Source organism: Streptosporangium sp. NPDC005286, assembly GCF_040607515.1.
Classification (GTDB): Bacteria; Actinomycetota; Actinomycetes; order Streptosporangiales; family Streptosporangiaceae; genus Streptosporangium.
In genome coordinates this window covers 1-25,903 of record NZ_JBEXGU010000137.1, presented here as the reverse complement: position 1 = coordinate 25,903, position 25,903 = coordinate 1, and the positions used below count along the sequence as shown (strand labels likewise).

The following is a 25,903-nucleotide window of genomic DNA, read 5'->3' as shown; positions in this document are numbered from 1 at the left end:
CGCCGATGGTACTGCACCGGGGACGGTGTGGGAGAGTAGGTCGCCGCCGGACAATCTTTTATGAGGGCCCTCACCTTTCGGTGGGGGCCTTCGTGTTTTCCAGGAGAGTTCCGAAAGGTCGGGGCTCCCGCCGGCCGGAGCCTTTCTGTTTTGACGACTGCACGGACCGGGAGAGGCCACGACCCCCTGGTCTCTCTCCCCCGGATCTTGCCGTGGCGAGGAGCGGCAGGCGAAGGATTCAGGGGACAGGATCTAGGCGTGGAGCTCGCCGGAGAGCACGGTCACCGCGCGCCCCGCCAGCTCTACCCGGTCGCCCCGTACGGTCGTGCGGACCACGCCTCCGCGCTGCGACAACTGGGCGCCCACCAGGCTGTCGGAACCGAGCCTGGCCGACCAGTAGGGAGCGAGCGCGCAGTGGGCGGAGCCCGTCACCGGGTCCTCGGGAACTCCGACGCGGGGGGCGAAGAATCGGGAGACGTAGTCGGCGCCCTGTCCGGATGCCCGAGCCGTCACGATGACTCCCCGCGCGTCGACGGCCTCCAGGGCGCGAAAGTCAGGGGCCGTGTCGAGCACGGCGTCCTCGGATTCGACCTCCACGAGATAGTCCCAAACATTTTTTCCTCCCCAAACAGGTTTAACTCCGAGCGCATCGATCAGTCCCGCGGGAAGAGGCGTCTCTTGGAGTACTTTTGCCGGGAAATCCATGCTGATTAAACCTGATTTATCCCTGGTCACGGACAGGATTCCGCTCTTCGTTGAGAATTCGAGGGTTTCTGGGACCGTTCCCGTGGAATACAGCACATGCGCCGTGGCCAGGGTCGCATGCCCGCAGAGGGCCACCTCGGTCACCGGCGTGAACCAACGGAGCGAGTACGGCCCGTCGTCCTCCGCTTCGAGCAGGAAGGCTGTCTCGGAGTGCCGCATCTCCGCCGCCACGGACTGCATCCAGGTGTCAGGGACTGGATTGCCGAGTACGCAGACCCCGGCAGGGTTACCCTTGAAAAATTCATCGGTAAACGAGTCGACCGTGTAGATGAGCATGACGCGATGCTAGCGGCGCCGGAGATATCAGTTGAAGTCAAGTCAGGGGATCGGGCAAAGTCAGGGATCGGGCAGACCAGTGCGGTAGCCGTACAAAGTGGAAATAAGCGCTGGGCGTGTCGCATGGCGAACTCCGGGTCGTCGGTTACCGTCCAAGATGTAGGGACAGGCCGGGTACGGCGTGGTCCTGGCGAAAGGACGAGCCGATGGGGGCAGTGCGCAAGGTGGCAAGCTACCTTGGTCTGGGCGGGGCCGAGCAGTATGACGAGTCCTACGACTACGAGGATGAGGTCGAGGGCGAGGACTGGCAGTCTGCTTCGGAGCGCGCGGCCAAGCGCTGGCACGCGATGAACGAGCCCTCACGAATCGTGATGCTCACGCCGATGAAGTACAACGACGCACCGGTCATCGGACAACACTTCCGCGAGGGTCAGACGGTCATCATGGACGTCAGCGGGATGAGCACCGCCGAGGCCACGAGGATGGTCGACTTCGTCGCCGGGCTGGCGTACGGCTGTGAAGGGCGTATCGAGCGGATCGCGGAGAAGGTCTTCCTGCTGGCCCCTGCCGAGGTGGAGATCACCAACGGGTGATTCAGCGGCGGCCTGGACGTGCGGGGTCCGAGAGATCGGTCCCCGCCGCAGTCGTGCGGCCGAGCCGGGCAGCGCGTTGGCGGTGCCCCGGTCAGGAGCTCAGCCGACCCTGGGGGCGGCGAGAACGCCCGGTGAACGGAGCCGGTCAGCCCGCCCGGGGACCCCGGCGGAGCAGCCGGGTGAGTTCGGCCAGATCGGAGGCCGCTGTCTTGACCCGGCTCTCCGACTCGCGAGCGTAGTCATGCAGGGCCCATACCGCGCCCTGGGCAAGCTCCCTGAGCTCGGAGAGCTGCGTGACGACGTATTCGGCGTCCGCCCGCTCACGCCTGCGCCTGCGCCACAGCAGGTAGCCACCCTCCGCGGCCGGTAGCGGCGCGAGCAGCGCGAGCGGGAGGACGGGAAGGACCAGCGCGACCACCAGGATCACCGGGGCGAGGGCGAGCAGCACATAGGCCGCCCAGGGCCGGCCGCGGACCGGCGTGCCCTCGGTGACGATGCGCTCCTCGGCGGCGCCCAGCGAATCGGGGTCCGGTCCCTCGGGACGGAGCGTCACGCGGTGGCCGAGGATCGGCATGGTGACCGACTCGGGGGCCTCGGCCCGGGTGGCCTCGGCGAGCTTCTCCGCCGCGGACCGCACGATGGGCGCGGCCACATGCAGTGCGATCGCGGCCAGGTAGGGATGGGAGCCCGGGTGCAGATCGCTGAGCAGGTGGCCGGTGAGCGGTCTCACCGGCCGCTCGGGGGTGCCGGAACTCATCAGCTGGCGGAGCACGGTCAGCGGCTCGTCCTCGCTCCACACGACCGTGGACTCGCCGGAGCGGTCCGTCTGCGCGGCCTCAAGGAACGCGAGGTCACCCAGGCCGGTCCCGGTCTCCTCACCCGCTCCGGGGGCGCTCTCACGGGCCGAGGTGATCTCGGCGCAGCGGTCGCGCAGGTGGGTCAGCCTGGCGGCGGCCTGTACGGGAGCGGCGAGCTCGGGGAGCTCGGCGAGCTCCGCGAAACCGGCCAGAGCCGGTGACACGACGGTCGAGGGCTCGTCGGGGATCAGAGCGCGCAACCACAGGTCGGGCTCGGATGCCGGGGATGCGGCCACCGCGTCGAGCCTGCGGAGAACGAAGATCTTTCCCGCCGGGCCGTACGCCCCGCGGGCTGCGGCGAGCCAGAGAGCCCGCTGGCCGTGGGTCACCGGGCGGTCCAGGGACAGGTCCCCGAAGGCGCTGCCGAGCCAGGAGGCGTGGATACGGTCGCCCTGGCCGGCGACGGCGAGCGCGAGGCAGAGGAAGAGCGCGGTCCGTCGCTCGTCGCGCTGGGCGGCGCGGGCCAGAGGTTCAAGTGCCTCCTCGCCGCGGGTGAGCAGCACGAGGGCCTCGATGGCCGGAGCCAGCCAGTGGCCGGACATGTCCGCGAAACCGGTCGGCAGCTCGGCAGGGACGGTGCCGGTGGCCAGGTCGGTGAGGAGCGCATCGGCACAGCGGTGCAGCTCTGTCCCGGCCTGCGGATTCGCGGTCAGGTCCGTGCTCAAGGCAGAGAACTCCCCGAAGTTGTGACCGATGACCGCGCCAGCGTATTGCGCTTCGGACATCCCCGCGGGGAGGCGCGCCGAACATGACTTTGCCAGATGATCGCCTTGATTTTCCCAATAAAGACGATCATCTGGTGGACAGGTTACATCCGCTCGGGCACGGGGACGCCGAGAAGGCCCAGGCCGGTCTCCATGACCTTCAGAGTGAGCGCGCACAGGGCGAGCCGCGAGGCACGGGTGGCGGCCTCGACGTCGTCCTTCAGCACCGGGCAGTTCTCGAAGAACGTGGTGAAGGCGCTCGCCGTGTCGAAGAGGTAGGAGGCCAGCTTGTGCGGTGCCGAGTTCTCCGCCATCTCCTCGACCACCGAGCCGAAGCGGAGAAGCTGGAGTGCCAGTGCGCGCTCGGCCGGGTGACCCAGCACGATGGCTCCGGTCGTCTCGGCCGGGGTCACCCCGCCCCTGCGGAAGATGGAGCGGATGCGGGCCTGGGCGTACTGCAGGTAAGGGCCGGTGTTGCCGGTCAGGGCGAGCATGCGGTCGAAGTCGAAGACGTACTCGCTGTCGTGGCTGACCGACAGGTCGGCGTACTTGACCGCGCCCATACCGACGGCGTGCGCGATCTTCTCACGCTCCGCGTCGTCGTACTCGCGATCCTGGATCACTCCGGCGGCCCTGGTCTCGGCCTCGTCGAGCAGCTCCAGAAGCTTGACCGACTTCCCGCTCCTGGTCTTGAACATCTTGCCGTCGGAGCCCAGCACGCTGCCGATCTGGATGTGCTCCGCCCTGACGTGGTCGGGCAGCCAGCCCGCCAACCTGGCCGAGTCGAACACCATCGACATGTGCAGTGACTGGGTCACGCCGATCACGTAGAGGATGCGGTCGGCCTTGAGGTCCTGGACCCGGTAGCGGATCGTGGCCATGTCGGTGGTGCCGTAGCCGTACCCGCCGTCGCTCTTGCGGATCATCAGGGGGAGCGGCTGGCCCTCGCGGCCGGTGTAGCCGGGCGGGAAGACGCAGAGCGCGCCGTCGCTGAGCACGGCGATGCCGCGCTCCTGCAACTCGTCGCAGACCTGGGCGAGCACGTGGTTGTACATGCTCTCGCCGGCGATGTCCTCGTTGGTCAGCGTCACGCCGAGCTGGACGTAGACCTTGTTGAAGTAGCGGACCGTGGCGTCCATGAAGATGTGCCACAGGCGCATCGTCTCGGGCTCTTCGGCCTGCAGGGTGACGACCCGGGCGCGGGCCCGCCTGTTGAACTCGGGGTCGGTGTCGAACTTGACCCGGGCCGCCTGGTAGTAGGCGTTGCCCTCGCCGGCCTCCAACTGGGCGACGGCGGCCTCCTCGCCGATGTCCAGCAGGTGCTCGATGAGCATGCCGAACGGCGTGCCCCAGTCGCCGAGGTGGTTCTGCCGGATGACCCTGTTGCCCAGGTGCTCGTGGACCCGGGCGAGCGCGTCGCCCACGATCGTGGTGCGCAGGTGGCCGACGTGCATCTCCTTGGCCGCGTTGGGCGCGGAGTAGTCGATCACGACGGTCTGCGGCGAGGCGGACACGCCCACGCCGGCGCGCGGGTCGGTGTGGATCTCCGAGACCTGTGCCGTGATCCAGTCGTCGGAGAGGGTCAGGTTGAGGAAACCGGGGCCGCTGACCTCGACGGTGCCGGGGAACGGGTCGTCGGCCCGCCCGGTGAGGTGCTCGGCGATCTCCTGGGCGACCTCCCGCGGGGCCCGTCGCAGGCGCTTGCTCAGACTCATCGCCACGTTCGCCTGGTAGTCGGCGAACTGCGAGGGACGGATCAGCGGGTCTGCGTCGGAGTATTCGGCACCAAAGGCCGCGGCCAGCGCCTGCTGGACGCGCTCGGTGAGGGCGAATTGCGGGTCGGTCATGTTCCAAGGGTAGCGGTTGACCGATCCTGAACCGATTGGATATCACCCTGGCCGGGCCCGGTACGGCGGGATCGCATGACCGCGAAGACGCCGGTCAGCACGGCTCCCGCGGCGATGCCGAGCCCGGCCGCGACGCCACCTGCGGCGGGGTCGCGGAGGGTGAGCGCGAAGAACTCACGGGTGAACGGGATGGCGAGGGTGAGGGCGAACAACCCGGCCATGGAGGCCACGAGCGCGACCCGCCACCAGACGTACGGGCGGGCGACGAGGGCCAGCACCCACCAGGCGGCGACGAACAGCGTGATCACCGCCGAGGTGCGGCTCTCCGCCAGGGTGGCGGCCCCGCTCTGGGCGATCCAGTACGACAGGTAGACGGCGGCGGCGCAGATGATCCCGGCGGGGACCGCCAGCCGGAGCACGCGTGGCACGAAGCCGCTCCTGGCGCGCTCGTTGCTCGGCGCGAGCGCGAGGAAGAACGCGGGGATGCCGATTGTCAGCGCGTTGATCAGCGTGGAGTGCCGGGGGGCGAACGGGAAGGCGAGCCCGATGACCCCGGTGAGCAGGGAGAGCACGATCGCGTAGAAGGTCTTGGTGAGGAAGAGGCCGGCGACCCGTTCGATGTTGGCCAGCACCCGCCGGCCCTCGCCCACCACGGAGGGCAGGCCGGCGAAGCTGTCGTTCATCAGCACGATCTGGGCGACCGCCCGGGTGGCGCCGCTGCCGGAGCCCATCGCCACGCCGAGGTCGGCGTCCTTGAGCGCGAGCACGTCGTTGACGCCGTCGCCGGTCATCGCGACCGTGTGCCCGCGCGACTGGAGCGCGCCGACGAACAGCCGTTTCTGGTGCGGGCTGACCCGGCCGAAGACGGTGTTGGCCTCCATGATCTCGGCGAGCTTCTCGGGGTTGTCATCCGGCAGGGTACGGGCGTCCACCGCGCGCTCCCCGCCGGGGATGCCGAGAGAGGTGGCGATGGCCGACACCGACTCGGGGTTGTCGCCGGAGATGACCTTGACGGTGACGCCCTGTTCGGCGAAGTAGGCGAGGGTCTCGGCCGCCTCGGGACGGACCCGCTGCCTGAGCACGACGATGGCCGCGGCCTCGATGGTGCCGAGGTCGTCGGGGTCGTGCAGCGAGGCGACCTTCCCCAGGGCGAGCACCCGCAGACCGGTGGCGGCGAGGGCCCCTGCCTCGGTGTATGCCGGGGTGCCGGGCGGCAGGAGGACGTCGGGGGCGCCCAGGACCCAGCAGCCGTGCCCGTCGAACGCGGCGCCGCTCCACTTGCGGGCCGAGGAGAAGGGGACCTTGGCGGTGACGGTCCAGCCGGGGGAGTCGGGGTGGCGGGTCTGGATGGCTCGGGCCGTGGGGTTGGGGTCGGGGTCGAGGTTGGCCAGCGCGCCCAGCGCCTCGGGCACGGGCAGGTCGTCGCGGAGCCTGCGGACCTCACCGAGCTCCATGCCGCCCGAGGTGAGCGTGCCGGTCTTGTCGAGGCAGAGCGTGTCGACCCGGGCCAGGATCTCGATCGCGGGGAGCTCCTGGACCAGGCAGCGGCGCCTGCCCAGCCGGATCACGCCGACGGCGAAGGCGATGCTGGTCATCAGGACCAGGCCCTCGGGGATCATGGTGACGATGCCCGCGACCGTGCTGGTGACCGCCTCGCCGATGCCGGTCCGCCTGCTGACCTGGCTCCAGGTGAGCAGGGCACCGATCGGGATGACCAGCCAGGTCACGTACTTGATGAACCGGGTGATGCCGTCGCGCAGCTCCGAGTGGGACAGGCTGAACGCGCTGGCCTCCTCGGCGAGCCTGGCCGCGTAGGCGTCGCCGCCCACCCTGGTCGCGACGTAGGAGCCCCGGCCGGCGACCACGAAGCTGCCGGACAGGACCTCGTCGCCCGGCAGCTTGTGCACCGGGTCGGCCTCGCCGGTGAGCAGGGACTCGTCCGCCTCCAGCCCGTCGGAGTCAACGGTCTCGCCGTCGACCAGCAGCTGGTCGCCGGGCGCGAGCAGGATGAGGTCGCCGAGCACCACCTGCCGGGGCGGGATCTCGGTCTCCGAGCCGTCCCTGCGGACCTTGACCGGAGCCTCGTTGACGATGGCGAGCCGGTCGAGGGTGCGCTTGGCGCGGAGCTCCTGGATGATGCCGATGCCCGCGTTGGCCACGATCACCAGGCCGAAGAGGCCGTCCCGCCACTCCCCGAAGATCATGATCAGCACCCAGAGCACGCCGATCACCCCGTTGAAGAGGGTGAGGATGTTGGCTCTGAAGATCGCCGAGACCGATCTGCTCGATCGGCGCCTGACGTCGTTGACCTGCCCGAGGGCCACGCGCTCGGCGACCTCCGCCGAGGTCAGCCCACGCTGTGTCACCTGCTCCACACGGCCCCCTGCCGATCGACTGGGACTCAAGGGTACGCGGGGTCGGAGAATTCGGTGGAATACGTCCCCTGATGCGCCGCAAATATCACCGCAGGTTGGCGGCATGTTCGAGCAGTGTCACCGGAGGCGGCATAGGTGGTGGCGCAGGTGGTGGCCGGGGGTTCGGGACATGTCACCAGAGGCGGTGCGGGCGGGGTACGGCGGCGAGGCGCTCGCCGATGCGGTTCACCACGCCCTCGTGGGCCAGCTTGGCCGCGAGCACGCAGGCGGCGCTCACCCCCCTGGCGCGTGCGGCGCCGTGCGCGATGACCACGGTGCCGTTCAGGCCGAGCAGCACGGCCCCGCCGTGGACCTCGGGGTCGAGCCGCCGGTAGAGCTCTCTGATGCGTCTCTTCTGCAGCAGGCCGCCCACCCTGGCCGTCCGGCTCCCCCTGACCGTCTCGCGGAGCTCGGCGAAGGCGTAGCGGACGCTGCCCTCCATGGTCTTGAGCGCCACGTTGCCGGTGAATCCGTCGGCGACGATGACGTCCACGGTACGGGTGAGCAGGTCGTGGCCCTCGACGTTGCCCGAGAAGTCGAGGCCGGGGGCGGCCGACAGCAGTTCGTGGGCACGCTTGACGAGCTTGTTGCCCTTCTCCGGCTCGCTGCCGATGGTCAGCAGGCCGATCCTGGGGTTCTCGACGCCCAGGGCCGTCTCGGCGTAGGCGGCGCCGAGGTGCGCGAACTGCACCAGCATCTCGGGTTTGACCTCGGAGTTCGCCCCGGCGTCCAGCAGGACGGTCGGGGTGGGTCTGGTTGGCAGGGCGACGGCGATGGCGGGCCTGAGCACGCCGGGCTGGCCGCGGAGCCGGAGCTTTCCGGTGGCCACGATCCCGGCGGTGGACCCGGCGGAGACCACGGCGCAGGCGTCACCCCGCCGGACGAGGTGGCAGGCGACGGCGATGCTGGAGCGCGGGCGGCGCAGGCTGGCGAGGGCACCCTCGTCCATGGCCAGCGCCTCCTCGGCCCGGACGATGGGGATCTCGGCGGTCGCGTCGTGGTCGGAGAGCGCCTCGGACAGCGGGCGGGGGGCGCCGACGAGCACGACGGAGATCCCGTGCTCTCGCACCGCCCGCACGGCTCCCGCCACGATCTCGCCGGGGGCGTGGTCACCGCCCATCGCGTCAAGGGCGATCGGCATGGTGCCGGGAGCATTGGTCTCAGGCAAGCGGTCACCTCGTGCGGGATGGTTTGTCCGCATCGTAGGCGGCCCCGGGAGCGGAATGTTCCGCCGGGGTGATCAGGGAGTGCCGGGGAGATTCCAGTCGGTTCTCTCCCGGGAGACGATGATCTTCCCGAAGGTGGCCCGGCCGACGACCCGGATGACGGGGGAGCCCTCGCCGCCCCGGCCGCCCGAGACGTGTCTCTTGGCGAACATGCCGCTGACCTCGTCGATGACGTGGGCGTTCTCCGGAACCCTGACGATCAGCTTGCCGCAGAGGGAGTTGACCTCCAGGGTGATCTCCCTGCCGGGGAGCACGGCCTCGGACAGGTCGACGATCAACGCGCCGAAGGTGGCGCTCAGCGTGGTGTGCCGCCCGGCGAGCCAGCGCCCGCCACGCACGACCTTGCTGAAGACGGCTCCGACCTGCTGCCGCTCGGTGGCGGATTCGCGGCCGGGGGCCACGACGTCGAGCAGGTCGCCGGTGAGGGGGGCGAGGTCGTCCACGGTGACGGCGCGGTAGGCGATGTCCAGGCGGTCGGCGTGCTCGACGCTGGTCAGGCGGCCGGTGGCGAGCGCCTCGCCCAGCACCGCGGCCACGCGGTCGCGATCGGCGTCGGAGGCGCGCAGAACGGGGTCATGAGACGTCATGACGCGAGTGTACGACTACTTAAGATATATCGCGAGACTTGTTCGTCGTCTGTGGCGGCGGGGAAACCGGTTGGCCTCCCCGCCGTCTCAGCGACCCGGGCGTCGCACGGAGGTGCGGCGGGCGATCTCAGCTTGGAGCCTGGCCATCTGCCAGTGCAGCTCGATGAGCTGCTCGGTGAGCTGGAGACGTGGAATCTCTGATGGGTCCTCGACGGACAGGTGGTCGATCGCGGTGGACAGCTCTCGCATCGCGCGCCCCCACTCCATGACGGCTTCCTTGGATCGAAACAACGTTCGAATCATACCGGAACACCGAACACGCTGTCAGTCCATTGCCTCCTGTGTCACGCCCAGTCGGCTAGCTCTCGTACTCGGGGACGACGTATCCGCGGGCCAGAGTGTGGGCGGTGATGTTGAAACCCAGCACGGCGGCCGAGGCGTCGGCGCCGAGGCCGAGCTTCTCCACGTCGAGGGCGTGCACCGCGAAGATGTAGCGGTGCGGATATCCGGGGGGCGGCGCGGCGCCGCCGTAGGCGGTGACGCCGTAGTCGTTGCGGCCGTGCACCCCCACACCGCCGTCACCGGCCCCCGAGCCGGCGGCCAGCTCGGTCACGTCCGCCGGGATGTCGAACAGCAGCCAGTGCCAGAACCCGCTGCCGGTGGGCGCGTCGGGGTCGAAGCACGTCACGGCGTAGCCGAGGGTGCCCTCGGGCGCGCCGGACCAGCGCAGGTGGGGCGAGACGTTCTGGCCGTTGAATCCCCAGTCGTTGAACACCTGGGCCGGAGCCAGGCGCTCTCCGTCGCGGATGTCGTCGCTTTCGACGGTCAGCGCGGGAACCTGGGGCAGGAAGTCGTACGGAATCGGTGGCCGGGTGGACACGATTCACCTCCGATGGGAGCGTCTTTTCGGTCGCTCCTCATCTTGCCCGGCGATCAGACCTTGTTGTAGGCGGCGAGGACCGTCTGCGGGTCGCCGTCCATCTTGATTTTGCCCTTGTGCAACCAGATGACCCGGTTGCAGGTCTCCTCGATCACGTCGAGGTTGTGGGCGACCAGGAAGACGGTGCCGGCCTCGTCGCGCATCTTCTTGATCCGGTCCTGGCTCTTGCGCCGGAACTCGCGGTCGCCGGTGGCCAGCGCCTCGTCGATGAGCAGCACGTCGTGGGACCTGGCCGAGGCGATGGCGAAGCGGAGCCTGGCGCCCATGCCCGAGGAGTAGGTGGACATGGGGAACTGTACGAACTCCCCGATGCCGGAGAAGTCGACGATGTCGTCGTACTTCTCCTTGACCTGCGCGGGGTTCATGCCCATCGCGTAGCAGCCGAGCACGATGTTGCGCTCGCCGGTGAGCTCGCGCATCAGCGCGGCGTTGACGCCGAGCAGGGAGGGTTGGCCGTTGGTGTAGACGGCGCCGGAGTGCGGGGGCAGCAGCCCGGCGATGGCGCGCAGCATGGTGGACTTGCCGGAGCCGTTGCGGCCGATGATGCCGATGGCGTCGCCGTGACGGGCCACGAAGGAGACGCCGCGCACGGCGTGCACCTCCTTCATCTGCGGCCGTCCCTGGCGCTTGACGAGGCGCATCAGGGCGTTGACGGCGTTGCCCTTCTCCACGTCGCTGGCCGCGCCGTAGACCCGGTAGATGATGTGCAGGTCGTCCACGATGACCGTGGGGGTGCCCTCCTGGGCGTCCTTGGCGGGTTCGGGGTTGGGATGCACCCTGACATCCGTGCTGGGCACGGCGGGCTCCTCGGCCTTCACTCGGGACAGCTCCTCGGTCAACTCAGCCACGGCCGTACTTCTCCTCGGCTCGCCAGAAGTACCAGAAGCCGCCGAGCAGAGCGAACACTGCCCAGAATACGCAGACCGCCCAGATGTAGGGCCGGGGCGGGTGGGTCTGCATGAGCAGGTCCCGCATGAGCTCGATGTAGGCGGCGGCGGGGTTGAAGTACATGATGTCGGCGACCAGTTGGGGGAGGCCGGCACCGTTGGGCCCCACCACCTTGTCCTCGATGGAGAAGAAGACGCCGGAGGCGTAGAGCCAGGTGCGCATGATGAAGGGCAGCAACTGGTTCAGGTCGCGGGCGGTGGAGCCGACCCTGGCGAGCACCAGGCTGGCGCCGACGTTGAACATCGTCTGCAGTGCCAGGGCGACCGGGATCAGCAGCCACAGCAGGGTGATCGGCTCGCCGGTGACCAGCACCAGGGCGAACAGCACGCCCATCGAGATCAGGAGTTGCTGGAACTCCTGGATCGTGTAGGCCAGCGGGAGCGCGGCGCGCGGGAAGTGCAGGGCCCGGATCAGCGACAGGTTGCCGGAGATCGCCTTGGCGCCGCCGCTCACCGAGCGCTGCGTGTAGGTGAAGACGAACATCCCGGTGATGAGGAAGGCCGGGTAGTTGGTGATGCCCTTGCTCGCGCCCAGGATCAGGCCGAACATCAGGAAGTAGATCGCGGCGTTCAGCAGCGGGGTGAGGACCTGCCAGAGCTGGCCCAGGGCTGAGTTGCTGTACTTCGAGACGTTACGCGAGGTCGCGTACGTCATGACGAAATGCCGTCGTTCCCACAGCTGGCGTAGGTAGACGAGCAGACTCGGGCGTGCGATGGCACGCCGAAGTCCGTAACGCGCGGCGAGCTTGGCCAGCGGCTCTGGGGTGCCGTTACTCGGGCCGCCCGCCTGGGCGTCCGCGATCGCGGATTCCGGCTGGCTCATGGCAAGGACTCTATTGGATGTGGGTGGATGAAGCGCCTGCGGCGGCGTCCTGCCGCACACATTGGACGGGATCTCCGGGAAAGAGGTTCCAGGGTAATTGTGCGCTCCGCCTGCGAGCGACCGGCTCTTTCGCGCCCCGGCCAGAGTGGGCCCAGCTCGGGGGCAGGGAAAGGCAATGGATGCGAGCACTGTCGGCATGAGGGTAGTTTGGCCTGACCGTTATTGATATATGTATCCCTGCATGTCCTCTTTAGGGGCGTCTGGGATCTTGGCTTCGTCGAGTTGGCGGACATACAACGCCGAACCGGTTCATGCGTGACCGAACTGCAACATCACAGATGCGAATCGGTGTGGAGCGGTGCGGAACAGCCGCGACCGGCCGGTGTGACGTCAGTGCCCGGACCGGGGTGGCGGGAGGCAGGGACCAGAAGATCCTCCTTCGTGCTGCTCGGGCTGCGGATCTCCGTGTCGACGCGAGCCTGAAAAAGGAGGGTCTACCGCAATGCGCGTTACCAAGGGTGCGCGGCTCACCGCCGGCGCCGCGCTACTCGCCCTCGCGCTGGCCGCGTGCGGCAACTCGGCGTCCTCGGGCGGCGGTACGGCCTCGGGCGACCTGCCGGTTCGGATGGAGCTCGGCGAGCCGCAGAAGCTCTTCTACCCAGGTGACACCACCGAGTCCGAGGGGGCGGAGGTCCTGGCCGCCGTCTTCGCGCCGCTGGTCAGCTACGACGAGAACAGGCAGGTCGTGGACGAGGTCGCCGAGTCGATCGAGTCGAAGGACAACAGGGTGTGGACGGTCAGCCTCAAGCCCGGCTACACCTGGCACGACGGCGAGAAGCTGACCGCGCAGAACTACGTCGACGCGTGGAACTACGCGGCCAACCAGGACAACGCGCAGAGCGCCAACGGCTTCTTCAGCCGGATCGACGGCTGGGCCGACCTGAACCCGGGTGAGGGCAGGACCGTCTCCACCAAGAAGATGAAAGGCCTGAAGGTCGTCGACGAGAGCACCTTCAGGGTCACCCTCAGCAAGCCGTTCTCCCAGTTCAAGACCATGCTGGGCTACACGGCGTTCTACCCGCTGCCCAAGGCGGCCTTCGGCGCCGACGGCAGGATCACCGAGGAGTACGCCAAGAAGCCGATCGGCCAGGGCTACTTCCAGTTCGACAAGCCGTTCAACAAGGGCACCGACCAGTCGATCGACCTCACCCGGTACGACAAGTTCCCCGGGACGAAGCCGAAGTTCACCAAGCTCCAGTTCAAGCTCTACACGAGCTCGGAGACCGCGTTCAACGACCTGGCCGCGGGCAACCTCGACATCCACGACTCGCTGCCCCCGTCCGCGATCGCCAGGGCCAAGTCGGAGTTCGGCGAGCGCTACCTGGACCAGGCGGACGCCGGCGTCGCCTACATCGGCTTCCCCATGCAGTACAACAAGACGTACGCGAACGTGAAGGTCCGCGAGGCCATCTCCATGGCCATCGACCGCGAGACCATCGCCGACAAGGTCTTCTCCGGCACGCGGGCCTCGGCGGACGACTTCATCAACCCGCTGCTCGACGGGTACCGTGCCGGCGCCTGCGCGGCCTGCGTCTACGACCCGGCCAAGGCCAACGAGCAGTACACCGCCAACAACGGCCCCAAGACCCTGGAACTGGGTTACAACTCCGACGGCCCGCACAAGGAGTGGATCGAGGCCGTCGCCAACAGCCTCCGCGCCAACCTGGGGGTCGAGGTGAAGGTCAAGCCGTTCGAGAAGTTCGGCGGGATCCTCGACGAGCTCGACGCGAAGACCTACGGCGGCATGTTCCGCATGGGCTGGGCGATCGACTACCCCTCGGCGGAGAACTACCTGACCCCGATCTTCTCCACCATCGCGATCAAGACCGGTGCCAACTACGCCGGCTGGTCGAACCAGGAGTTCGACGCGCTCCTCGCCAAGGGCGACTCCGCCCGGACGCAGGAGGAGGGCCTGAAGTTCTACCAGCAGGCCGACGACATCCTGATCAGGGAGATGCCCTACATCCCGGTGTACTTCTACCGGACCAACGGCGCATTTTCCCAGAACGTCAAGGGCGTGAAGATCGATCTGCTCAACCAGATCAAGTGGACCGAGGTCGAGAAGACCGGCTGACGACCGGCTGAGGGCCGGGCGGGAGCCCGGCCCCACCGGAAGCCCGGGGGTGATCTCACCGCACCGCGCGACCCGCCGGTCCGCGAATCACCCCGGGCACGTACGGGAGGCTTGAATGGGCCGTTACGTTCTCCGGCGCCTGATCCAGGCGATACCAGTCCTGCTGGGCGCCACCCTGCTCATCTACGCCATCGTCTTCGCGCTGCACGGTGACCCCATCGCGGCGCTGGCGGGCGAGAAGCGCATGGACCCCAACATCGTCAAAATCCTGCGAGAGCAGTACCACCTGAACGATCCGTTCCTGGTGCAGTACTGGCACTACATCGCCGGCCTGCCGGGCGGCGACTTCGGCACCACCTTCGCCGGCGTCGGGGTCGGCGACATCATGGCGGGCAAGTTCCAGGTGACCATCAACCTGGCGGTGACCGCCCTGGTGATGGAGGCGGTCATCGGCGTGGGCCTCGGCCTGTACGCCGCGCTGCGCCACGGCAGGGCCGGCGACTCGCTGATCCTCGCCGCCACGCTGGTGCTGATCTCGGTGCCCGTCCTGGTCACCGGCTTCGTGCTCCAGTTGCTGCTGGGCGTGCGACTCAAGCAGGCCGGGATCGACCTCTTCCCCGTCGCGGGCGTGTCGGAGGGCTGGCGCAGTTACCTGCTGCCCGGCTTCGTGCTCGCCGGGACGTCGATCGCCTACCTCACCCGGCTCACCAGGAACAGCCTGGTGGAGATCATGCGCGCCGACTACATCCGCACCGCGGTGGCCAAGGGCCTGCCCAGGAGCCGGGTCGTCGGCCGGCACGCGCTGCGCAACGCGCTGATCCCGCTGATCACCTACCTCGGTGCCGATCTCGGCGCGTTGATGGGCGGTGCGGTGATCACCGAGACGATCTTCAACCTGCCGGGAATCGGCCAGCAGCTGTTCACCTCCGTCTACCTGCGCGAGCAGCCGGTGGTCGTCGGCATCGTGACGGTGCTGGTGCTGATCTACATCCTGGCCAACCTGGTCGTCGACCTGCTCTACGCCGTGCTCGACCCGAGGATCCGCTATGAGTGACGCCCTTGCCCCGGTCAAGAAGCGCCGGAACGGTGGACCGGGAAGGCACGTGAGAACGTCCAGGCCGTCCAGACCGCCCAGGGCCGCGAGCCTGTGGACCGACGCCTGGTACGACCTGCGCCGCCGGCCGCTCTTCGTCGGCTCGGCGGTCCTCATCGGTGTCCTGGTGGCCATGGCGGCGTTCCCCTCGCTGTTCACCTCGGCGAACCCGTTCGACGCCGCGACCTGCGATCTGGCCCAGGCCAGGCAGGGCATGAGCGCCGTGCACTGGTTCGGCACCGACAACCTCGGCTGCGACGTCTACTCCCGCGTCGTCCACGGCGCCCGTAACTCGATGGTCGTCGGCCTGAGCACCACGGTCGTCACCGCGCTGGTGGGCGGTCTGCTCGGCCTCCTCGCCGGGTTCAGCGGCGGTGCGCTGGACACGTTGCTCTCCCGGATCACGGAGATCTTCTTCGCGATCCCGTCGATCCTCGGCGCCCTGCTCATCCTGGCGATCTTCCGCACGGGCAACGTGTGGACGGTCATGCTCGCGCTGGCGGTGCTGGCCTGGCCGATGACGTACCGGATCATGCGGGCGGCGGTGATCACCGCCAAGGGCCAGGACTACGTGCTCGCGGCGCGGGCGCTCGGCGCCTCCGCGCCGAGGATCATGTTCCGGCACATCCTGCCGAACGCGGCCGCCTCGGTGATCGTGGTCGCCACGATCAACCTGGGCACTTTCATCGCCGCCGAGGCCGGCCTGTCGTTCCTCGGGGTGGGCCTGCGCTCGCCCGACATCTCGTGGGGGCTCATGATCTCCGAGGCCAGGGAGCGTTTCCTGGAGGCTCCGTGGCCGCTGCTGTTCCCGGCACTGTTCCTGAGCCTGACGGTGCTGGCCTTCATCATGCTGGGCGACGCCGTCCGCGACGCCCTCGACCCGAAGCTGCGGTAGGGGACCCGTGAAGAAGACCTCGACACCGGTGATGCCGGCCGGCCAGGCTCCCGGCGGCGAGCCGCTGCTCGCCGTCGACGACCTGCACGTGGAGTTCACGACCAGGCAGGGCGTGGTCAGGGCGGTCAACGGGGTCAGCTACTCGCTGAACCCCGGGGAGACGCTCGCCGTGCTCGGCGAGTCGGGCTCGGGCAAGTCGGTGACCGCACAGGCCATCATGGGCATCCTCGACACGCCGCCGGCCCGCGTTTCCCGAGGGGAGATCCGCTTCCGGGGCACGGACCTGCTCGGGCTGCCCGAGAAGGCACGCTCCCGGATCCGCGGCCGGCGGATCGCGATGATCTTCCAGGACGCGCTCTCCGCGCTGAACCCGGTGTTCACCGTCGGGTTCCAGATCGGCGAGATGTTCCGGGTGCACCGGGGTGCCTCCAGGCGTGACGCGGAGAGGAAGGCGATCGAGCTGATGGACCGGGTCCGCATCCCCGGTGCCAGGCAGCGGGTGCACGACTACCCGCACCAGTTCTCCGGGGGGATGCGCCAGCGCATCATGATCGCGATGGCGATCGCGCTCGACCCGGAGGTGCTGATCGCCGACGAGCCGACCACGGCCCTCGACGTGACGGTGCAGGCCCAGATCATGGAGCTGCTGGCCGAGCTGCGGCGCGAGAGCGACATGGGCCTGATCCTGATCACCCACGACCTCGGTGTGGTGGCGGACGTCGCCGACAGGATCGCGGTCATGTACGGCGGGCGGATCGTGGAGAAGGCCCCCGTGCACGACATCTACCGGAAGCCCGCCCACCCGTACGCCAAGGGCCTGCTCGACTCGGTTCCCAGGGGCGATCGGAAGGGGCAGGAGCTTCTCGCCATCAAGGGCATGCCGCCGAACCTACTCGACATGCCCTCGGGCTGTTCCTTCCACCCCCGGTGCCCCTACCGCCAGAACGACTGTGTCACCGACGCGCCCCCGCTGTACGAGATCGGCCCCACCCGCGCCAGCGCGTGTCACTACTGGAGGGAGGTCCTCGATGGCAGCCACGAGTGAGCCGATCCTTGAGGTTCGTGACCTGGTCAAGCACTTCCCGCTGACCCGGGGCGTCGTGGTGCGCAGGCAGATCGGCGCGATCAGGGCGGTCGACGGGGTCTCCTTCGACCTGCGCCGGGGCGAGACGCTCGGCATCGTGGGGGAGTCGGGCTGTGGCAAGTCCACGCTGGCCAAGCTCCTGATGGCGCTGGAGCGGCCCACCTCGGGATCGGTGAGGATCAACGGCAGGGAGGTCGCCCAGGCCAGGGGCGGCGAACTCAAGCGGGTCCGCCGCAACATCCAGATGGTCATGCAGGACCCCTACACCTCGCTGAACCCCCGGATGACCGTGGGCGACATCGTCGGCGAGCCGTTCGAGATCCACCGGGACGTGGCCCCCAAGGGCGACCGGCGCCGCAGGGTGCAGGAACTCCTGGAGGTCGTGGGGCTGGACCCCGACCACGTCAACCGCTACCCGCACCAGTTCTCCGGTGGCCAGCGCCAGCGCATCGGCATCGCCCGAGGGCTCGCGCTCCAGCCCGAGATCATCGTGTGCGACGAGCCGGTCTCCGCGCTGGACGTGTCGATCCAGGCGCAGGTCGTCAACCTGCTGGAACGGCTGCAGGACGAGTTCGGCCTCGCCTACGTCTTCATCGCCCACGACCTGTCGGTGGTCCGGCACATCTCCGACCGGGTCGGAGTGATGTATCTGGGGAAGATGGTCGAACTCGGCAAGGAGACCGAGATCTACGACCGGCCCGCCCATCCCTACACCCAGGCGCTGCTGTCGGCCGTGCCGGTGCCCAACCCGGAAGGGCGGGAGCGGCGCGAACGGATCATCCTCCAAGGCGACCCGCCGTCCCCGGCCAACCCGCCGTCGGGCTGCCGATTCCGTACGCGGTGCTGGAAGGCGGCGGAGATCTGCGCCGTCGAGGAGCCGCCGCTGCGGATCCGGCCGGGCACCGCGCACGCGAGCGCCTGCCACTTCGCCGAGACCCACGACGTGACACACGCGTAGCAGGGTCAGGAGAAGCGGAAGGCGCGGCCCCCACAACGAGATGTGGGGGCCGCGCCCTGCTGTGCTACGGCAGGATGCCGCCTTACTAGAGGATGTCGACGCCGACGCCGCCGATGCCGACGAGGCCGCCGATGCCGACGCCGTGGCCGACTCCGCTACCGCTGCTGATCACGTTGCCACCGCCGACGATGTTGTTGCCCCGGCCGATGCCGCCGCCGAGGATGCCGCCGCCGATGCCGCCGCCGTAGACGCCGCCCCCGTAGACGCCGCCGCCGTAGACGCCGCCGCCGTAGATCCCGCCGCCGTAGACGCCGCCGCCGTAGATCCCGCCGCCGTAGACGCCGCCGCAGCCGGCCCCGTAGACGCCGCCGCCGTAGATGCCGCCCCCGTACACGGGAGCCGCGACCACGGTGGGAGCCGCGACCACGGTGGTCGGGCAGGCGACGGCGAGCGGCGCGCTGACGACGCCGACGCCGCAGCAGTCGGCCTTGGCGGCCTTGGCCTTGGCCACGGACTTGGTCGCGGCCTTGGTGGTGGAGGTGGTGGAGGACGTGGACGCGGAAGCGGCCACGGCCGGTGCGAGGACGGCGATGCCGACGCACGCGGAAGTGATGAGAAGACGACGAATCATGTGTGGTTCCCCCTGGAAGGAAATCGCGGCAGTGTCTGGGGTCTCTGGAACGGACCGTCTGCGCGCGGCTACTCAAAGTAACGGGAGTGAGACTATCCAGCGACATGCTTTGGGGAGGGTCAAGAATGGTCAGCTTGTGGCAATGATCGAAGAGCCGTGGCCGAACAGACCCTGGTTGATCGCCAGCCCGATCCGGGCGCCTTCCACCTGCCGGGCTCCCGCCACGCCCCTCAACTGCCAGGTCAGCTCGCAGACCTGGGCGATGGCCTGGGCGGGGACCGCCTCGCCGAAGGAGGCCAGCCCGCCGGAGGGATTCACCGGGATCCGGCCGCCGAGCGCGGTGTCTCCGGCGCGCAGCAGCTTCGCGGCCTCGCCCCGCGCGCAGAGGCCGAGGTCCTCGACCCAGTCGAGTTCCAGCGCGGTGGACAGGTCGTACACCTCGGCGAACGACAGGTCGTCGGGGCCCAGGGCCGCCTCCTCGTAGGCGGCGTGGGCGATGGCGGCGCGGAACGGGCGCTCGGGGGGCGGCACCGCCGCGGTGGAGTCGGTGGCGAAGTCCGGCAGTTCGAGCACGGTGCTGGGGAAGGACGGTGTCACCGTGGAGACGGCCGCGAGCCGTACCGGGCGGCTCACGCCGTGGCGGCGGGCGAACTCCGCGGAGGCCAGGACCAGCGCGGCGCCGCCGTCGGAGGTGGCGCAGATGTCCATCAACCGCAGCGGGTCGGCCACCAGGGGGGAGGCGAGCACCTGCGCGGCGGTGACGGTCCTGCGGTAACGGGCGTTCTCGTTCGTCGAGCCGGCGAGGGCGTTCTTCACCTTGACGGCGGCGAAGTCCTCGGCGGTGTCGCCGTACAGGGCCATCCGCCTGCGCGCGTAGAGCGCGAAGTACGCCGGGTTGGTGGCGCCGAGCAGCCGGAACCTGAGCCAGTCGGGGTCGTCGGGGCGGTCGCCGCCCACCGGCGCGAAGAACCCCTTCGGCGTGGAGTCGGCACCGACGACCAGCGCCACGTCGCAGAGGCCGGCCAGGATGCGGGTCCTGGCGATGTCCAGCGCCTGCGCGCCCGAGGCGCACGCCGCGTAGCACGAGGCGATGCGCGCCCCGTTCCAGCCCATGGCCTGGGCGAAGGTGGCGCCAGCGACGAAGCCCGGGTAGCCGTTCCTGATGGTGTCGGCACCCACCACGAACCGCACGTCCGTCCACTCCAGACCCGCGTCGCGCAGCGCGGCCCTGGCCGCCGCCACCCCGTACTCGACGAAGGGCCGCCCCCACTTGCCCCAGGGGTGCATTCCCGCGCCGAGGATGACGACGTCGCTCATGAACTCTCCCCGTTCTGCCGCTCCGCTGTGGTGCCGGGGGTGCCGGGGGCGCCCCACATCCAGACCAGCGGGCCGTCGGCGAGCGGGCCCGTGGTCAGTTCGAGCTCCATGCCCACCCGCAGGTCGTCCACCGTGAGGTCCTTGACCTGGCCGAGCACGACGATCCCCGTCCCCGCCAGTTCCACCGCCGCGAGGGTGACGGGAACATAGGGGTCGGCGGTCACGAACGGGGCGGGCGGCGGGTAGCAGGAGTTGGTGTAGGACCACACGGTGCCCCGGCGCGGCATGCGCGTCTCCGCCAGGTCCTCGCCGTCGCAGTACGGGTTGCGGCAGAAGCCCGTCCGGGGCGGGAAGTAGACGGTCCGGCAGTCCGCGCAGCGGGTGCCGAGCAGGTGCGCGGTGCCGCCGTCCACGGTGAACCAGCCGTTGATCACGGGTGCGGTCATAGGGCCAATATGACACAAGCGCTTGCTAGGTAACATCCCCCCTTCGGGGAGCGGGCCCGGCGGAAATCCGTGGGCCGGCCGCCGACCCACATGTCATGGCGCGGGTGAGAGACGCACGCGGGCTCCCGGCGGCAGGCCCAGTCGTTGGGAGGCGTCGCCGGAGTTGATCGCCAGCGCGACCAGTCCGACCGAGTCGGTGAAGGCCACGACCTCCCCGGGAGGGACCGCGGTGAAGGACTCCCTGAACGGCACCGCGAGCCGCCATCCGCCCAGCCAGACCACCAGGGTGTCTCCCGGTGAGACGCCCAGCGTCACCAGGTCGGCGGCGCCGATCGACAGCTGGACGTTGCCGTGCCGGTTGACCGACAGCACCTCCCCCTCGGCATAGTCGTCCTGGACCGTCGAGGTGGGCGCGGGCAGCGAGATCAATCGGTTTACCGGGATCTCCGGCCCCAGTTCGGCCGGCTGCCGCCCGATCGCCAGATGCGCCGCGACGGGCGCGAAGAGGTCGCGCCCGTGGAAGGTCGGCGAGAGAGGAGGCAGGAAGAACTCCTCGTTGGACAGCTCGTAGGCGGCCCGCGCGCCTCCGCTGGCGTGGATCGCCCACGACAGCAGCCCGTTGTCCGGGCCCAGGAACACGTGGTCGCCGGCCTCGACCGCCACGGCCCTGCGCGAGCCGCTGGGATCCACCGCGGCGACGTGCACGCCGGGAGGCAGGTAGGTGATCGTCTGGGCCAGGATCGCCGCACCGCGCCGTACGTCTCCCAGAGGCACCAGATGGCACACGTCAATGATTCGCGACTCCGGAGAGATTCCGATGATCACGCCGTGACAGGCGGCGATATAGCCGTCTTCCAGTCCGTAGTCGGTGAGAAGGCTGATGACAGAGGTCACACTTGGTGACTGTACGGCTCCGCATCCGTCATGAACAGCGCGAAATTCCGGACTATTCTGACTTCGGGCCGCGTGTGCGCGGTGTCATCGCCATGTGCCCCGACCGAGGAGGAAGCCATGGACACCGAGCCGACCCCCGGTGACAGTGCCGGCGGCGGGGCTGCCCGAGAGCCCGCGTCGCGTGCTCTCACCGACAGGGAGCGGGAGTTGCTCGCCTTCGAGCGCCGGTGGTGGCGCCATGCGGGCGCCAAGGAACAGGCGGTCCGTGAGGCCTTCGACATCTCCGCGACGCGCTACTACCAGCTGCTCAGTGAGCTCATCGAGCTACCAGCGGCACTTGCCCACGACCCGATGCTGGTCAAGCGCCTGCGCCGGCTCCGTGAGACGCGCCGAAGCGACCGAGCCGCCCGGAAGACGGGCTTTCGCCCCTGATGCTGGGTACGACCGGCCGGGCAACCGGCCGCGGAGGGTGGGACTGATGAGGCGCGCCCGGATTGGCCGAGAAGCCAGAAAAGATGGCTTGCGTTGCTGATCTCCGGGTACGACCGGTCAGGCGGGCGATCGCCGGAGGGCGAGGCCGATGAGACCGTGGAGACGGAGAGGAACCGGACATGACGGCGAACCCGCCCGACGGGCTGAAGGCGATCGTGGCCGACCCCGGGGGAGCGGTGATCGGGCTCGACTTCGACGGCACGCTGTCCCCGATCGTCTCCGACCCCGCGGAGGCCAGAATCCACCCTGGTGGGCCCGAGGTGCTGGCCAGGCTCGGCGGCCTGGTCGGCGCCGTGGTGGTCGTGACCGGCCGCCCGGCCGCCACGGCCGTCGAGTACGGCTCCCTGGCCGGCGTGCCCGGCCTGGTGGTGCTCGGACACTACGGCCTCGAACGCTGGGAGGCGGGCGCGCTGGCCGCGCCGCCCGTCCACCCGGGTCTCGACCTGGTCAGGGCGGGGCTCCCCGCGCTGGTCGAGGGGTGGGATGGGGTCAGGGTCGAGGACAAGGAGCGGGCGATGGCCGTGCACACCCGGCAGGCCGCCGACCCGTGGGCGACGCTTGAGGCGCTGCGCGAGCCGGTCGCCGCGCTGGCCGCCAAGGCCGGGCTGGTGGTGGAGCCGGGCAAGTTCGTGCTGGAGCTGCGCCCGCCGGGGATGGACAAGGGGGTGGCGCTGAGCGCCTTCCTGCGCGAGCGGGCCGCCAGGTCCGTGCTGTTCGCCGGGGACGACCTGGGAGATCTCGCGGCGTTCGCGGCGGTACGAGCCTCCGGGCTGCCGGGGGTGACGGTGTTCAGCGGGTCGCCCGAGATCGAGGTGGAGGCCGACATCGTGGTGGACGGGCCCCCGGGGGTCCTGGAGCTTCTCAGCTCGATCGCCGACGCCATCGAGGGAGAGGCGCCCCGCTGAGCGGGTGAGGCCGCAGCCGGATGGGCGTTACCGCCGCCCCGCCCGCTCAGGCGCGCCTGCCGGAGCCGATCAGTAGCCCTCCGACGGCCAGCCCGATCAGGACCGGGACCATGAGGAACGCCTGCTGGGTGCCGAACCCGTCGGCCAGCGCGCCGAGCAGGAACGGCCCGCTTCCCACCGCCAGGCCGGCGAAGATCGAGGCCAGGGCCGACGCCTGGTCCCGCCGCCCGCCGGAGGCGGCCAGCACCCGCGACAGCGCCATCGGGAAGTGCAGCGCGACCCCCAGCCCGGATACGGCCAGGCCCGCGTAGGAGAACACCGGGTCCTCGCTCAGCCAGAAGATCGCCCATCCGGCGGCGGTGACCAGGAGCGCCCCGATGAACAGCGCGGTCGGCGGCACCCGCAGGGCCAACTGCCCCCCGGCCAGCCGCCCCACCGCCAACCCGGCGGTGAACGCCGCGACCGCGGTCGCCGCCACCGCCGCGGGCAGTCCGGTCTGGTCGGAGAACAGCTTGGCCGCCCACAGGTTGAAGCAGAACTCCATCGCGACGCAGCAGAACAGCACGGCCCCGGCCAGGTAGAAGCGCCAGCCGAAGCGGGACCCGGCCTCCGGGGCGGTTCCGGCCGCCGTATCCTCCCGCTCCGGAATCCAGACGCGCCCCATGAGCAGCGCGAGTAGCACGGCCAGCACGGCGGGCACCAGTAGCGCCGCCCGCCAGCCTAAGACGCTCTGCGCGGCGGCGCTGACCACGAAGGGGACCCCGATGCCGACGATCACGCAGACCGCGTTGGCCTCGCTGATCGCCGCCGGGCCCGCGGGACCGTGGTGGTCGTCGAGCGCGGCCATGCCCGAGTACAGGGTGATGGAGGCCATCCCGCTGGCGACGCCGTAGCCGAGGAGGGTGATCGGCAGCGTGGTGGGGCCCGCCGCGACCAGGAGCGTGCCGACGCTCATCCCGGCCAGTCCGGTCCAGGTGACGGCCCGGCGGCCGATTCTCCCCGTCAACCAGGGAAGGGCGAGGCCGGTGATGATGCCGCCCAGGGCCATCGAGGTCCCGTGCAGCCCGGCGACCGCCTGGGAGATGCCCTGGTCGATGCGGAGCAGTGGGAGCGCGGCGCTGAGGCCGTACAGATAGGTGGCGAAGACACCGAGCTGCAGGTAGATCAGCCAGGTCGCGCGGTCGCGGATCAGCCTGACGGGAGCGATCGCGGTCAATTCAGGCTCCCCGTAGGTAAAAAATTAGATAGCCGCGAAAACTATCTCATGAGGGCCTGAAACTTCCCGTTCTTATCCGAGAGCGTCGAGCTGCTCGGCGAACCACCGGTGCGGCGGAAGCGCGGTCGCCGCCGTGGCCAGCAGGGCGCCCCTCCTGGCACGCTCGGCCTCGGGCATCGTCAGCCCCTCGTGTAGCGCGGCGGCCGTGGCCGAGACGTCGTAGGGATTGACGGTCACCGCGTGCTCGCCCAGCTCAGCGGCGGCGCCCGCCTCTCGCGACAGCACCAGCGCGCTGCCCGGCGACAGGATCGGCCCCTCCTTGGCCACCAGGTTCATGCCGTCGCGGATCGGGTTGACCAGCAGCACGTCGGCCAGCCGGTAGGCGGCGAGCGAGCGCGGGTAGTCGTCGTCGACGTTGAGGATCAGCGGGTCCCAGTCCTCGGTGGCGTACTCGTCCTCGATCTCCTTGGCACAGCGCTGCACCGCCGCGGTGTACTCGCGGTATTCGGGCAGGTCGTGCCGGGACGGGTAGGCGAAGGCGAGGTGGGTGACCCGGCCGTGCCACTCCGGGTGGGCCGAGAGGAACTCCCGGTAGGCGACCAGACCCCTGACGATGTTCTTCGACAGCTCCGTCCTGTCGATCCGCACGATCAGCCTGCGGTCGCCCACCTGGGCGCGGAGCGCGGCCATGTGCGACTCCACGTCTGGCTCGGAGGCCCGTGCCCAGAGTGCCTTACCGTCCACGCCCAGGCTGTGCGTGCCGACCCGGGTGGTCCTGCCCTCGTGCGTGACCGTACGGCTCGCGCGCTCGACCCGGGCGCCGAGCACGGTCTCGCAGCAGTCCATGAACGCCCCGCCCCAGCGGGCGGTCAGGAAACCCGCGTGGTCGGCGCCCAGGATGCCCTCCAGGACCTCGGCCGCGACGTCGTCGGGGAGCAGGCTGAAGTATTCGGGCGGGGCCCACGGGGTGTGCGAGAAGTGGGCCACCCGCAGGTCGGGCCGCTCCCCCCTGAGCATGGCCGGAACCAGGCTCAGATGGTAGTCCTGCACCATCACCCGCGCCCCGTGCGGGGCATCCTCGGCCAGCGCCACCGCGAACGCCTCGTTGTACGCCTGGTACGACTCCCACTCCCTGCGGAACCTGGCGTCGAAATGCGGTCTGTTGGGGGTGTCGTACAGCAGATGGTGGACGAACCAGAGCGTGGAGTTGGCGACCGCGTTGTACGCGCGGTGGAAGGTCGCCGGGGGGATGTCGAGCATGCGCAGCGCCCCGGTCTCATAGCCCGCCTGATCGAGACGGCCGCCGGGCGCCAGCCGCACCGCTCCGCGGTCGCCGTCGGACAGCGCCGCGCAGACCCAGAGGACGTCGAGGTCCTTCGCGACCTCCGACAGGCCCGACACCAGGCCGCCCCCTCCCCTGCGCATGGACAGGGAGCCGTCCTCGGAGAGGGTGAAGGAGACGGGACCGCGGTTGGAGGCCACCAGGATCGCGTTCATCAGATCCCTTCGCTGGCTAGGGACACGCTTGTCCAGAAGATTAACCGGCGCCCGGCCGGGACGCCCTGCTCTTCGGGCCAAGGAAGAATGGCGTTTATTTAAGTGTGTCAGCTCTTGTCGGTAGCTCAGTTAGTACGTCCCGGTTTCATGACTTTCCGGGGATGGATCGGAAGCTCGGCGCCGCTGCCGGCACAGGTCGGTAGGACCGGAATCCGGCCCGGGGCGTTCCGGGGGGCGTCCGCGTGGCGTGTGGCTTTTGGGGGCTTAGGGGCAACGGCTGGATTAGGGTGGCGTTGCCCGTGGGGCGCTCTCCCCCTCTTGCTGTGGAAGCCGAGGTCGAGGAGGGATTCATGTCCCGCAGA

General features: G+C 69.6%; 24 protein-coding genes. 8 read left to right on the top strand and 16 right to left on the bottom strand.

Annotation, left to right across the window (positions count from 1 at the left end; genetic code table 11):
- Nucleotides 1–252 precede the first annotated feature (252 nt).
- On the bottom strand, nucleotides 253–1,041 hold the full coding sequence (locus ABZU75_RS34915; protein ID WP_355563807.1) for a PhzF family phenazine biosynthesis protein: 789 nt from the start codon (nucleotides 1,039–1,041) through the stop codon (nucleotides 253–255).
- Nucleotides 1,042–1,247: 206 nt separating this feature from the next.
- On the opposite strand from ABZU75_RS34915, the gene ABZU75_RS34910 reads away from it, so the two are divergent.
- A complete protein-coding gene (locus ABZU75_RS34910; protein WP_030925173.1) occupies nucleotides 1,248–1,634 on the top strand; it encodes a cell division protein SepF in 387 nt (128 codons plus the stop codon).
- 145 nt (nucleotides 1,635–1,779) lie between these two features.
- Here the strand turns inward: ABZU75_RS34910 and ABZU75_RS34905 are convergent, their stop codons facing one another.
- The 9 genes from ABZU75_RS34905 to ABZU75_RS34865 form a co-directional block, all read right to left on the bottom strand.
- The gene (locus ABZU75_RS34905; RefSeq protein ID WP_355563804.1) at nucleotides 1,780–3,156 is read right to left on the bottom strand and encodes a hypothetical protein; all 1,377 of its coding nucleotides are present in this window, start codon (nucleotides 3,154–3,156) and stop codon (nucleotides 1,780–1,782) included.
- Between the two features lie 143 nt (nucleotides 3,157–3,299).
- Nucleotides 3,300–5,042 (bottom strand): arginine--tRNA ligase, encoded by a 1,743-nt coding sequence (gene argS, locus ABZU75_RS34900; protein ID WP_355563801.1) that lies wholly within the window; start codon nucleotides 5,040–5,042, stop codon nucleotides 3,300–3,302.
- Nucleotides 5,039–7,417 carry an HAD-IC family P-type ATPase gene (locus tag ABZU75_RS34895; RefSeq protein ID WP_355563798.1) on the bottom strand — a complete coding sequence of 793 codons (2,379 nt, stop codon included), beginning with the start codon at nucleotides 7,415–7,417 and terminating at the stop codon, nucleotides 5,039–5,041. Before ABZU75_RS34895 ends, argS begins: the two co-directional genes overlap by 4 nt.
- Nucleotides 7,418–7,589: 172 nt before the next feature.
- Nucleotides 7,590–8,597 carry a phosphate acyltransferase PlsX gene (gene plsX / locus ABZU75_RS34890; RefSeq protein WP_355563811.1) on the bottom strand — a complete coding sequence of 336 codons (1,008 nt, stop codon included), beginning with the start codon at nucleotides 8,595–8,597 and terminating at the stop codon, nucleotides 7,590–7,592.
- Between the two features lie 99 nt (nucleotides 8,598–8,696).
- On the bottom strand, nucleotides 8,697–9,269 hold the full coding sequence (locus ABZU75_RS34885; protein WP_355563795.1) for a DUF1707 domain-containing protein: 573 nt from the start codon (nucleotides 9,267–9,269) through the stop codon (nucleotides 8,697–8,699).
- A gap of 87 nt (nucleotides 9,270–9,356) precedes the next feature.
- On the bottom strand, nucleotides 9,357–9,560 hold the full coding sequence (locus tag ABZU75_RS34880; protein WP_326645554.1) for a hypothetical protein: 204 nt from the start codon (nucleotides 9,558–9,560) through the stop codon (nucleotides 9,357–9,359).
- Between the two features lie 67 nt (nucleotides 9,561–9,627).
- Complete coding sequence (locus tag ABZU75_RS34875; RefSeq protein WP_355563792.1) at nucleotides 9,628–10,149, bottom strand: YbhB/YbcL family Raf kinase inhibitor-like protein; 522 nt, start codon at nucleotides 10,147–10,149, stop codon at nucleotides 9,628–9,630.
- A gap of 53 nt (nucleotides 10,150–10,202) precedes the next feature.
- Nucleotides 10,203–11,057, bottom strand: coding sequence for an ABC transporter ATP-binding protein (locus ABZU75_RS34870; RefSeq protein WP_350915581.1), 855 nt, complete (start codon nucleotides 11,055–11,057; stop codon nucleotides 10,203–10,205).
- Complete coding sequence (locus ABZU75_RS34865) at nucleotides 11,050–11,979, bottom strand: ABC transporter permease (RefSeq protein ID WP_355563788.1); 930 nt, start codon at nucleotides 11,977–11,979, stop codon at nucleotides 11,050–11,052. The genes ABZU75_RS34870 and ABZU75_RS34865 overlap by 8 nt, the downstream gene beginning before the upstream one ends.
- Nucleotides 11,980–12,481: 502 nt before the next feature.
- On the opposite strand from ABZU75_RS34865, the gene ABZU75_RS34860 reads away from it, so the two are divergent.
- From ABZU75_RS34860 to ABZU75_RS34840, 5 genes are all read left to right on the top strand, one after another.
- Nucleotides 12,482–14,113, top strand: coding sequence for an ABC transporter substrate-binding protein (locus tag ABZU75_RS34860; RefSeq protein ID WP_355563785.1), 1,632 nt, complete (start codon nucleotides 12,482–12,484; stop codon nucleotides 14,111–14,113).
- 115 nt (nucleotides 14,114–14,228) lie between these two features.
- Nucleotides 14,229–15,167, top strand: coding sequence for an ABC transporter permease (locus tag ABZU75_RS34855; protein WP_355563782.1), 939 nt, complete (start codon nucleotides 14,229–14,231; stop codon nucleotides 15,165–15,167).
- Nucleotides 15,160–16,101, top strand: coding sequence for an ABC transporter permease (locus tag ABZU75_RS34850; protein ID WP_355563779.1), 942 nt, complete (start codon nucleotides 15,160–15,162; stop codon nucleotides 16,099–16,101). Before ABZU75_RS34855 ends, ABZU75_RS34850 begins: the two co-directional genes overlap by 8 nt.
- Before the next feature lie 7 nt (nucleotides 16,102–16,108).
- A complete protein-coding gene (locus ABZU75_RS34845; RefSeq protein WP_355563776.1) occupies nucleotides 16,109–17,146 on the top strand; it encodes an ABC transporter ATP-binding protein in 1,038 nt (345 codons plus the stop codon).
- Nucleotides 17,130–18,143: a dipeptide ABC transporter ATP-binding protein gene (locus ABZU75_RS34840; protein ID WP_355563773.1), complete on the top strand. Its 1,014-nt coding sequence runs from the start codon at nucleotides 17,130–17,132 to the stop codon at nucleotides 18,141–18,143. The genes ABZU75_RS34845 and ABZU75_RS34840 overlap by 17 nt, the downstream gene beginning before the upstream one ends.
- A gap of 85 nt (nucleotides 18,144–18,228) precedes the next feature.
- Here the strand turns inward: ABZU75_RS34840 and ABZU75_RS34835 are convergent, their stop codons facing one another.
- The 4 genes from ABZU75_RS34835 to ABZU75_RS34820 form a co-directional block, all read right to left on the bottom strand.
- Nucleotides 18,229–18,774 (bottom strand): hypothetical protein, encoded by a 546-nt coding sequence (locus ABZU75_RS34835; RefSeq protein ID WP_355563770.1) that lies wholly within the window; start codon nucleotides 18,772–18,774, stop codon nucleotides 18,229–18,231.
- A gap of 129 nt (nucleotides 18,775–18,903) precedes the next feature.
- A complete protein-coding gene (locus tag ABZU75_RS34830; RefSeq protein ID WP_350915597.1) occupies nucleotides 18,904–20,091 on the bottom strand; it encodes a lipid-transfer protein in 1,188 nt (395 codons plus the stop codon).
- Entirely contained in the window at nucleotides 20,088–20,537 is a 450-nt protein-coding gene (locus tag ABZU75_RS34825; RefSeq protein WP_355563766.1) for an OB-fold domain-containing protein, read from the bottom strand. The genes ABZU75_RS34830 and ABZU75_RS34825 overlap by 4 nt, the downstream gene beginning before the upstream one ends.
- Nucleotides 20,538–20,630: 93 nt before the next feature.
- The gene (locus ABZU75_RS34820) at nucleotides 20,631–21,431 is read right to left on the bottom strand and encodes an SAM-dependent chlorinase/fluorinase (RefSeq protein WP_355563763.1); all 801 of its coding nucleotides are present in this window, start codon (nucleotides 21,429–21,431) and stop codon (nucleotides 20,631–20,633) included.
- Nucleotides 21,432–21,548: 117 nt separating this feature from the next.
- Between ABZU75_RS34820 and ABZU75_RS34815 the strand changes: the two genes are divergently transcribed.
- Both ABZU75_RS34815 and otsB read left to right on the top strand, forming a co-directional pair.
- Complete coding sequence (locus tag ABZU75_RS34815; RefSeq protein WP_355563760.1) at nucleotides 21,549–21,863, top strand: DUF3263 domain-containing protein; 315 nt, start codon at nucleotides 21,549–21,551, stop codon at nucleotides 21,861–21,863.
- A 179-nt stretch (nucleotides 21,864–22,042) separates the two neighbouring features.
- The gene (gene otsB, locus ABZU75_RS34810; protein WP_355563757.1) at nucleotides 22,043–22,828 is read left to right on the top strand and encodes a trehalose-phosphatase; all 786 of its coding nucleotides are present in this window, start codon (nucleotides 22,043–22,045) and stop codon (nucleotides 22,826–22,828) included.
- Nucleotides 22,829–22,874: 46 nt separating this feature from the next.
- Here the strand turns inward: otsB and ABZU75_RS34805 are convergent, their stop codons facing one another.
- Both ABZU75_RS34805 and ABZU75_RS34800 read right to left on the bottom strand, forming a co-directional pair.
- A complete protein-coding gene (locus tag ABZU75_RS34805; RefSeq protein WP_355563754.1) occupies nucleotides 22,875–24,044 on the bottom strand; it encodes an MFS transporter in 1,170 nt (389 codons plus the stop codon).
- 72 nt (nucleotides 24,045–24,116) lie between these two features.
- Complete coding sequence (locus ABZU75_RS34800) at nucleotides 24,117–25,541, bottom strand: trehalose-6-phosphate synthase (RefSeq protein ID WP_355563751.1); 1,425 nt, start codon at nucleotides 25,539–25,541, stop codon at nucleotides 24,117–24,119.
- Nucleotides 25,542–25,903 lie beyond the last annotated feature (362 nt).

Excerpts from the sequence above, each read along its gene's own strand:
- ABZU75_RS34835 (WP_355563770.1), bottom strand. The coding sequence starts at position 18,774 with ATGATTCGTCGTCTTCTCATCACTTCCGCGTGCGTCGGCATCGCCGTC.
- argS (WP_355563801.1), bottom strand. The coding sequence starts at position 5,042 with ATGACCGACCCGCAATTCGCCCTCACCGAGCGCGTCCAGCAGGCGCTG.
- plsX (WP_355563811.1), bottom strand. The coding sequence starts at position 8,597 with ATGCCGATCGCCCTTGACGCGATGGGCGGTGACCACGCCCCCGGCGAG.
- ABZU75_RS34915 (WP_355563807.1), bottom strand. The coding sequence starts at position 1,041 with ATGCTCATCTACACGGTCGACTCGTTTACCGATGAATTTTTCAAGGGT.
- ABZU75_RS34815 (WP_355563760.1), top strand. The coding sequence starts at position 21,549 with ATGGACACCGAGCCGACCCCCGGTGACAGTGCCGGCGGCGGGGCTGCC.
- ABZU75_RS34885 (WP_355563795.1), bottom strand. The coding sequence starts at position 9,269 with ATGACGTCTCATGACCCCGTTCTGCGCGCCTCCGACGCCGATCGCGAC.
- ABZU75_RS34825 (WP_355563766.1), bottom strand. The coding sequence starts at position 20,537 with ATGACCGCACCCGTGATCAACGGCTGGTTCACCGTGGACGGCGGCACC.
- ABZU75_RS34860 (WP_355563785.1), top strand. The coding sequence starts at position 12,482 with ATGCGCGTTACCAAGGGTGCGCGGCTCACCGCCGGCGCCGCGCTACTC.
- ABZU75_RS34910 (WP_030925173.1), top strand. The coding sequence starts at position 1,248 with ATGGGGGCAGTGCGCAAGGTGGCAAGCTACCTTGGTCTGGGCGGGGCC.
- ABZU75_RS34855 (WP_355563782.1), top strand. The coding sequence starts at position 14,229 with ATGGGCCGTTACGTTCTCCGGCGCCTGATCCAGGCGATACCAGTCCTG.
- otsB (WP_355563757.1), top strand. The coding sequence starts at position 22,043 with ATGACGGCGAACCCGCCCGACGGGCTGAAGGCGATCGTGGCCGACCCC.
- ABZU75_RS34840 (WP_355563773.1), top strand. The coding sequence starts at position 17,130 with ATGGCAGCCACGAGTGAGCCGATCCTTGAGGTTCGTGACCTGGTCAAG.
- ABZU75_RS34850 (WP_355563779.1), top strand. The coding sequence starts at position 15,160 with ATGAGTGACGCCCTTGCCCCGGTCAAGAAGCGCCGGAACGGTGGACCG.
- ABZU75_RS34800 (WP_355563751.1), bottom strand. The coding sequence starts at position 25,541 with ATGAACGCGATCCTGGTGGCCTCCAACCGCGGTCCCGTCTCCTTCACC.
- ABZU75_RS34865 (WP_355563788.1), bottom strand. The coding sequence starts at position 11,979 with ATGAGCCAGCCGGAATCCGCGATCGCGGACGCCCAGGCGGGCGGCCCG.
- ABZU75_RS34830 (WP_350915597.1), bottom strand. The coding sequence starts at position 20,091 with ATGAGCGACGTCGTCATCCTCGGCGCGGGAATGCACCCCTGGGGCAAG.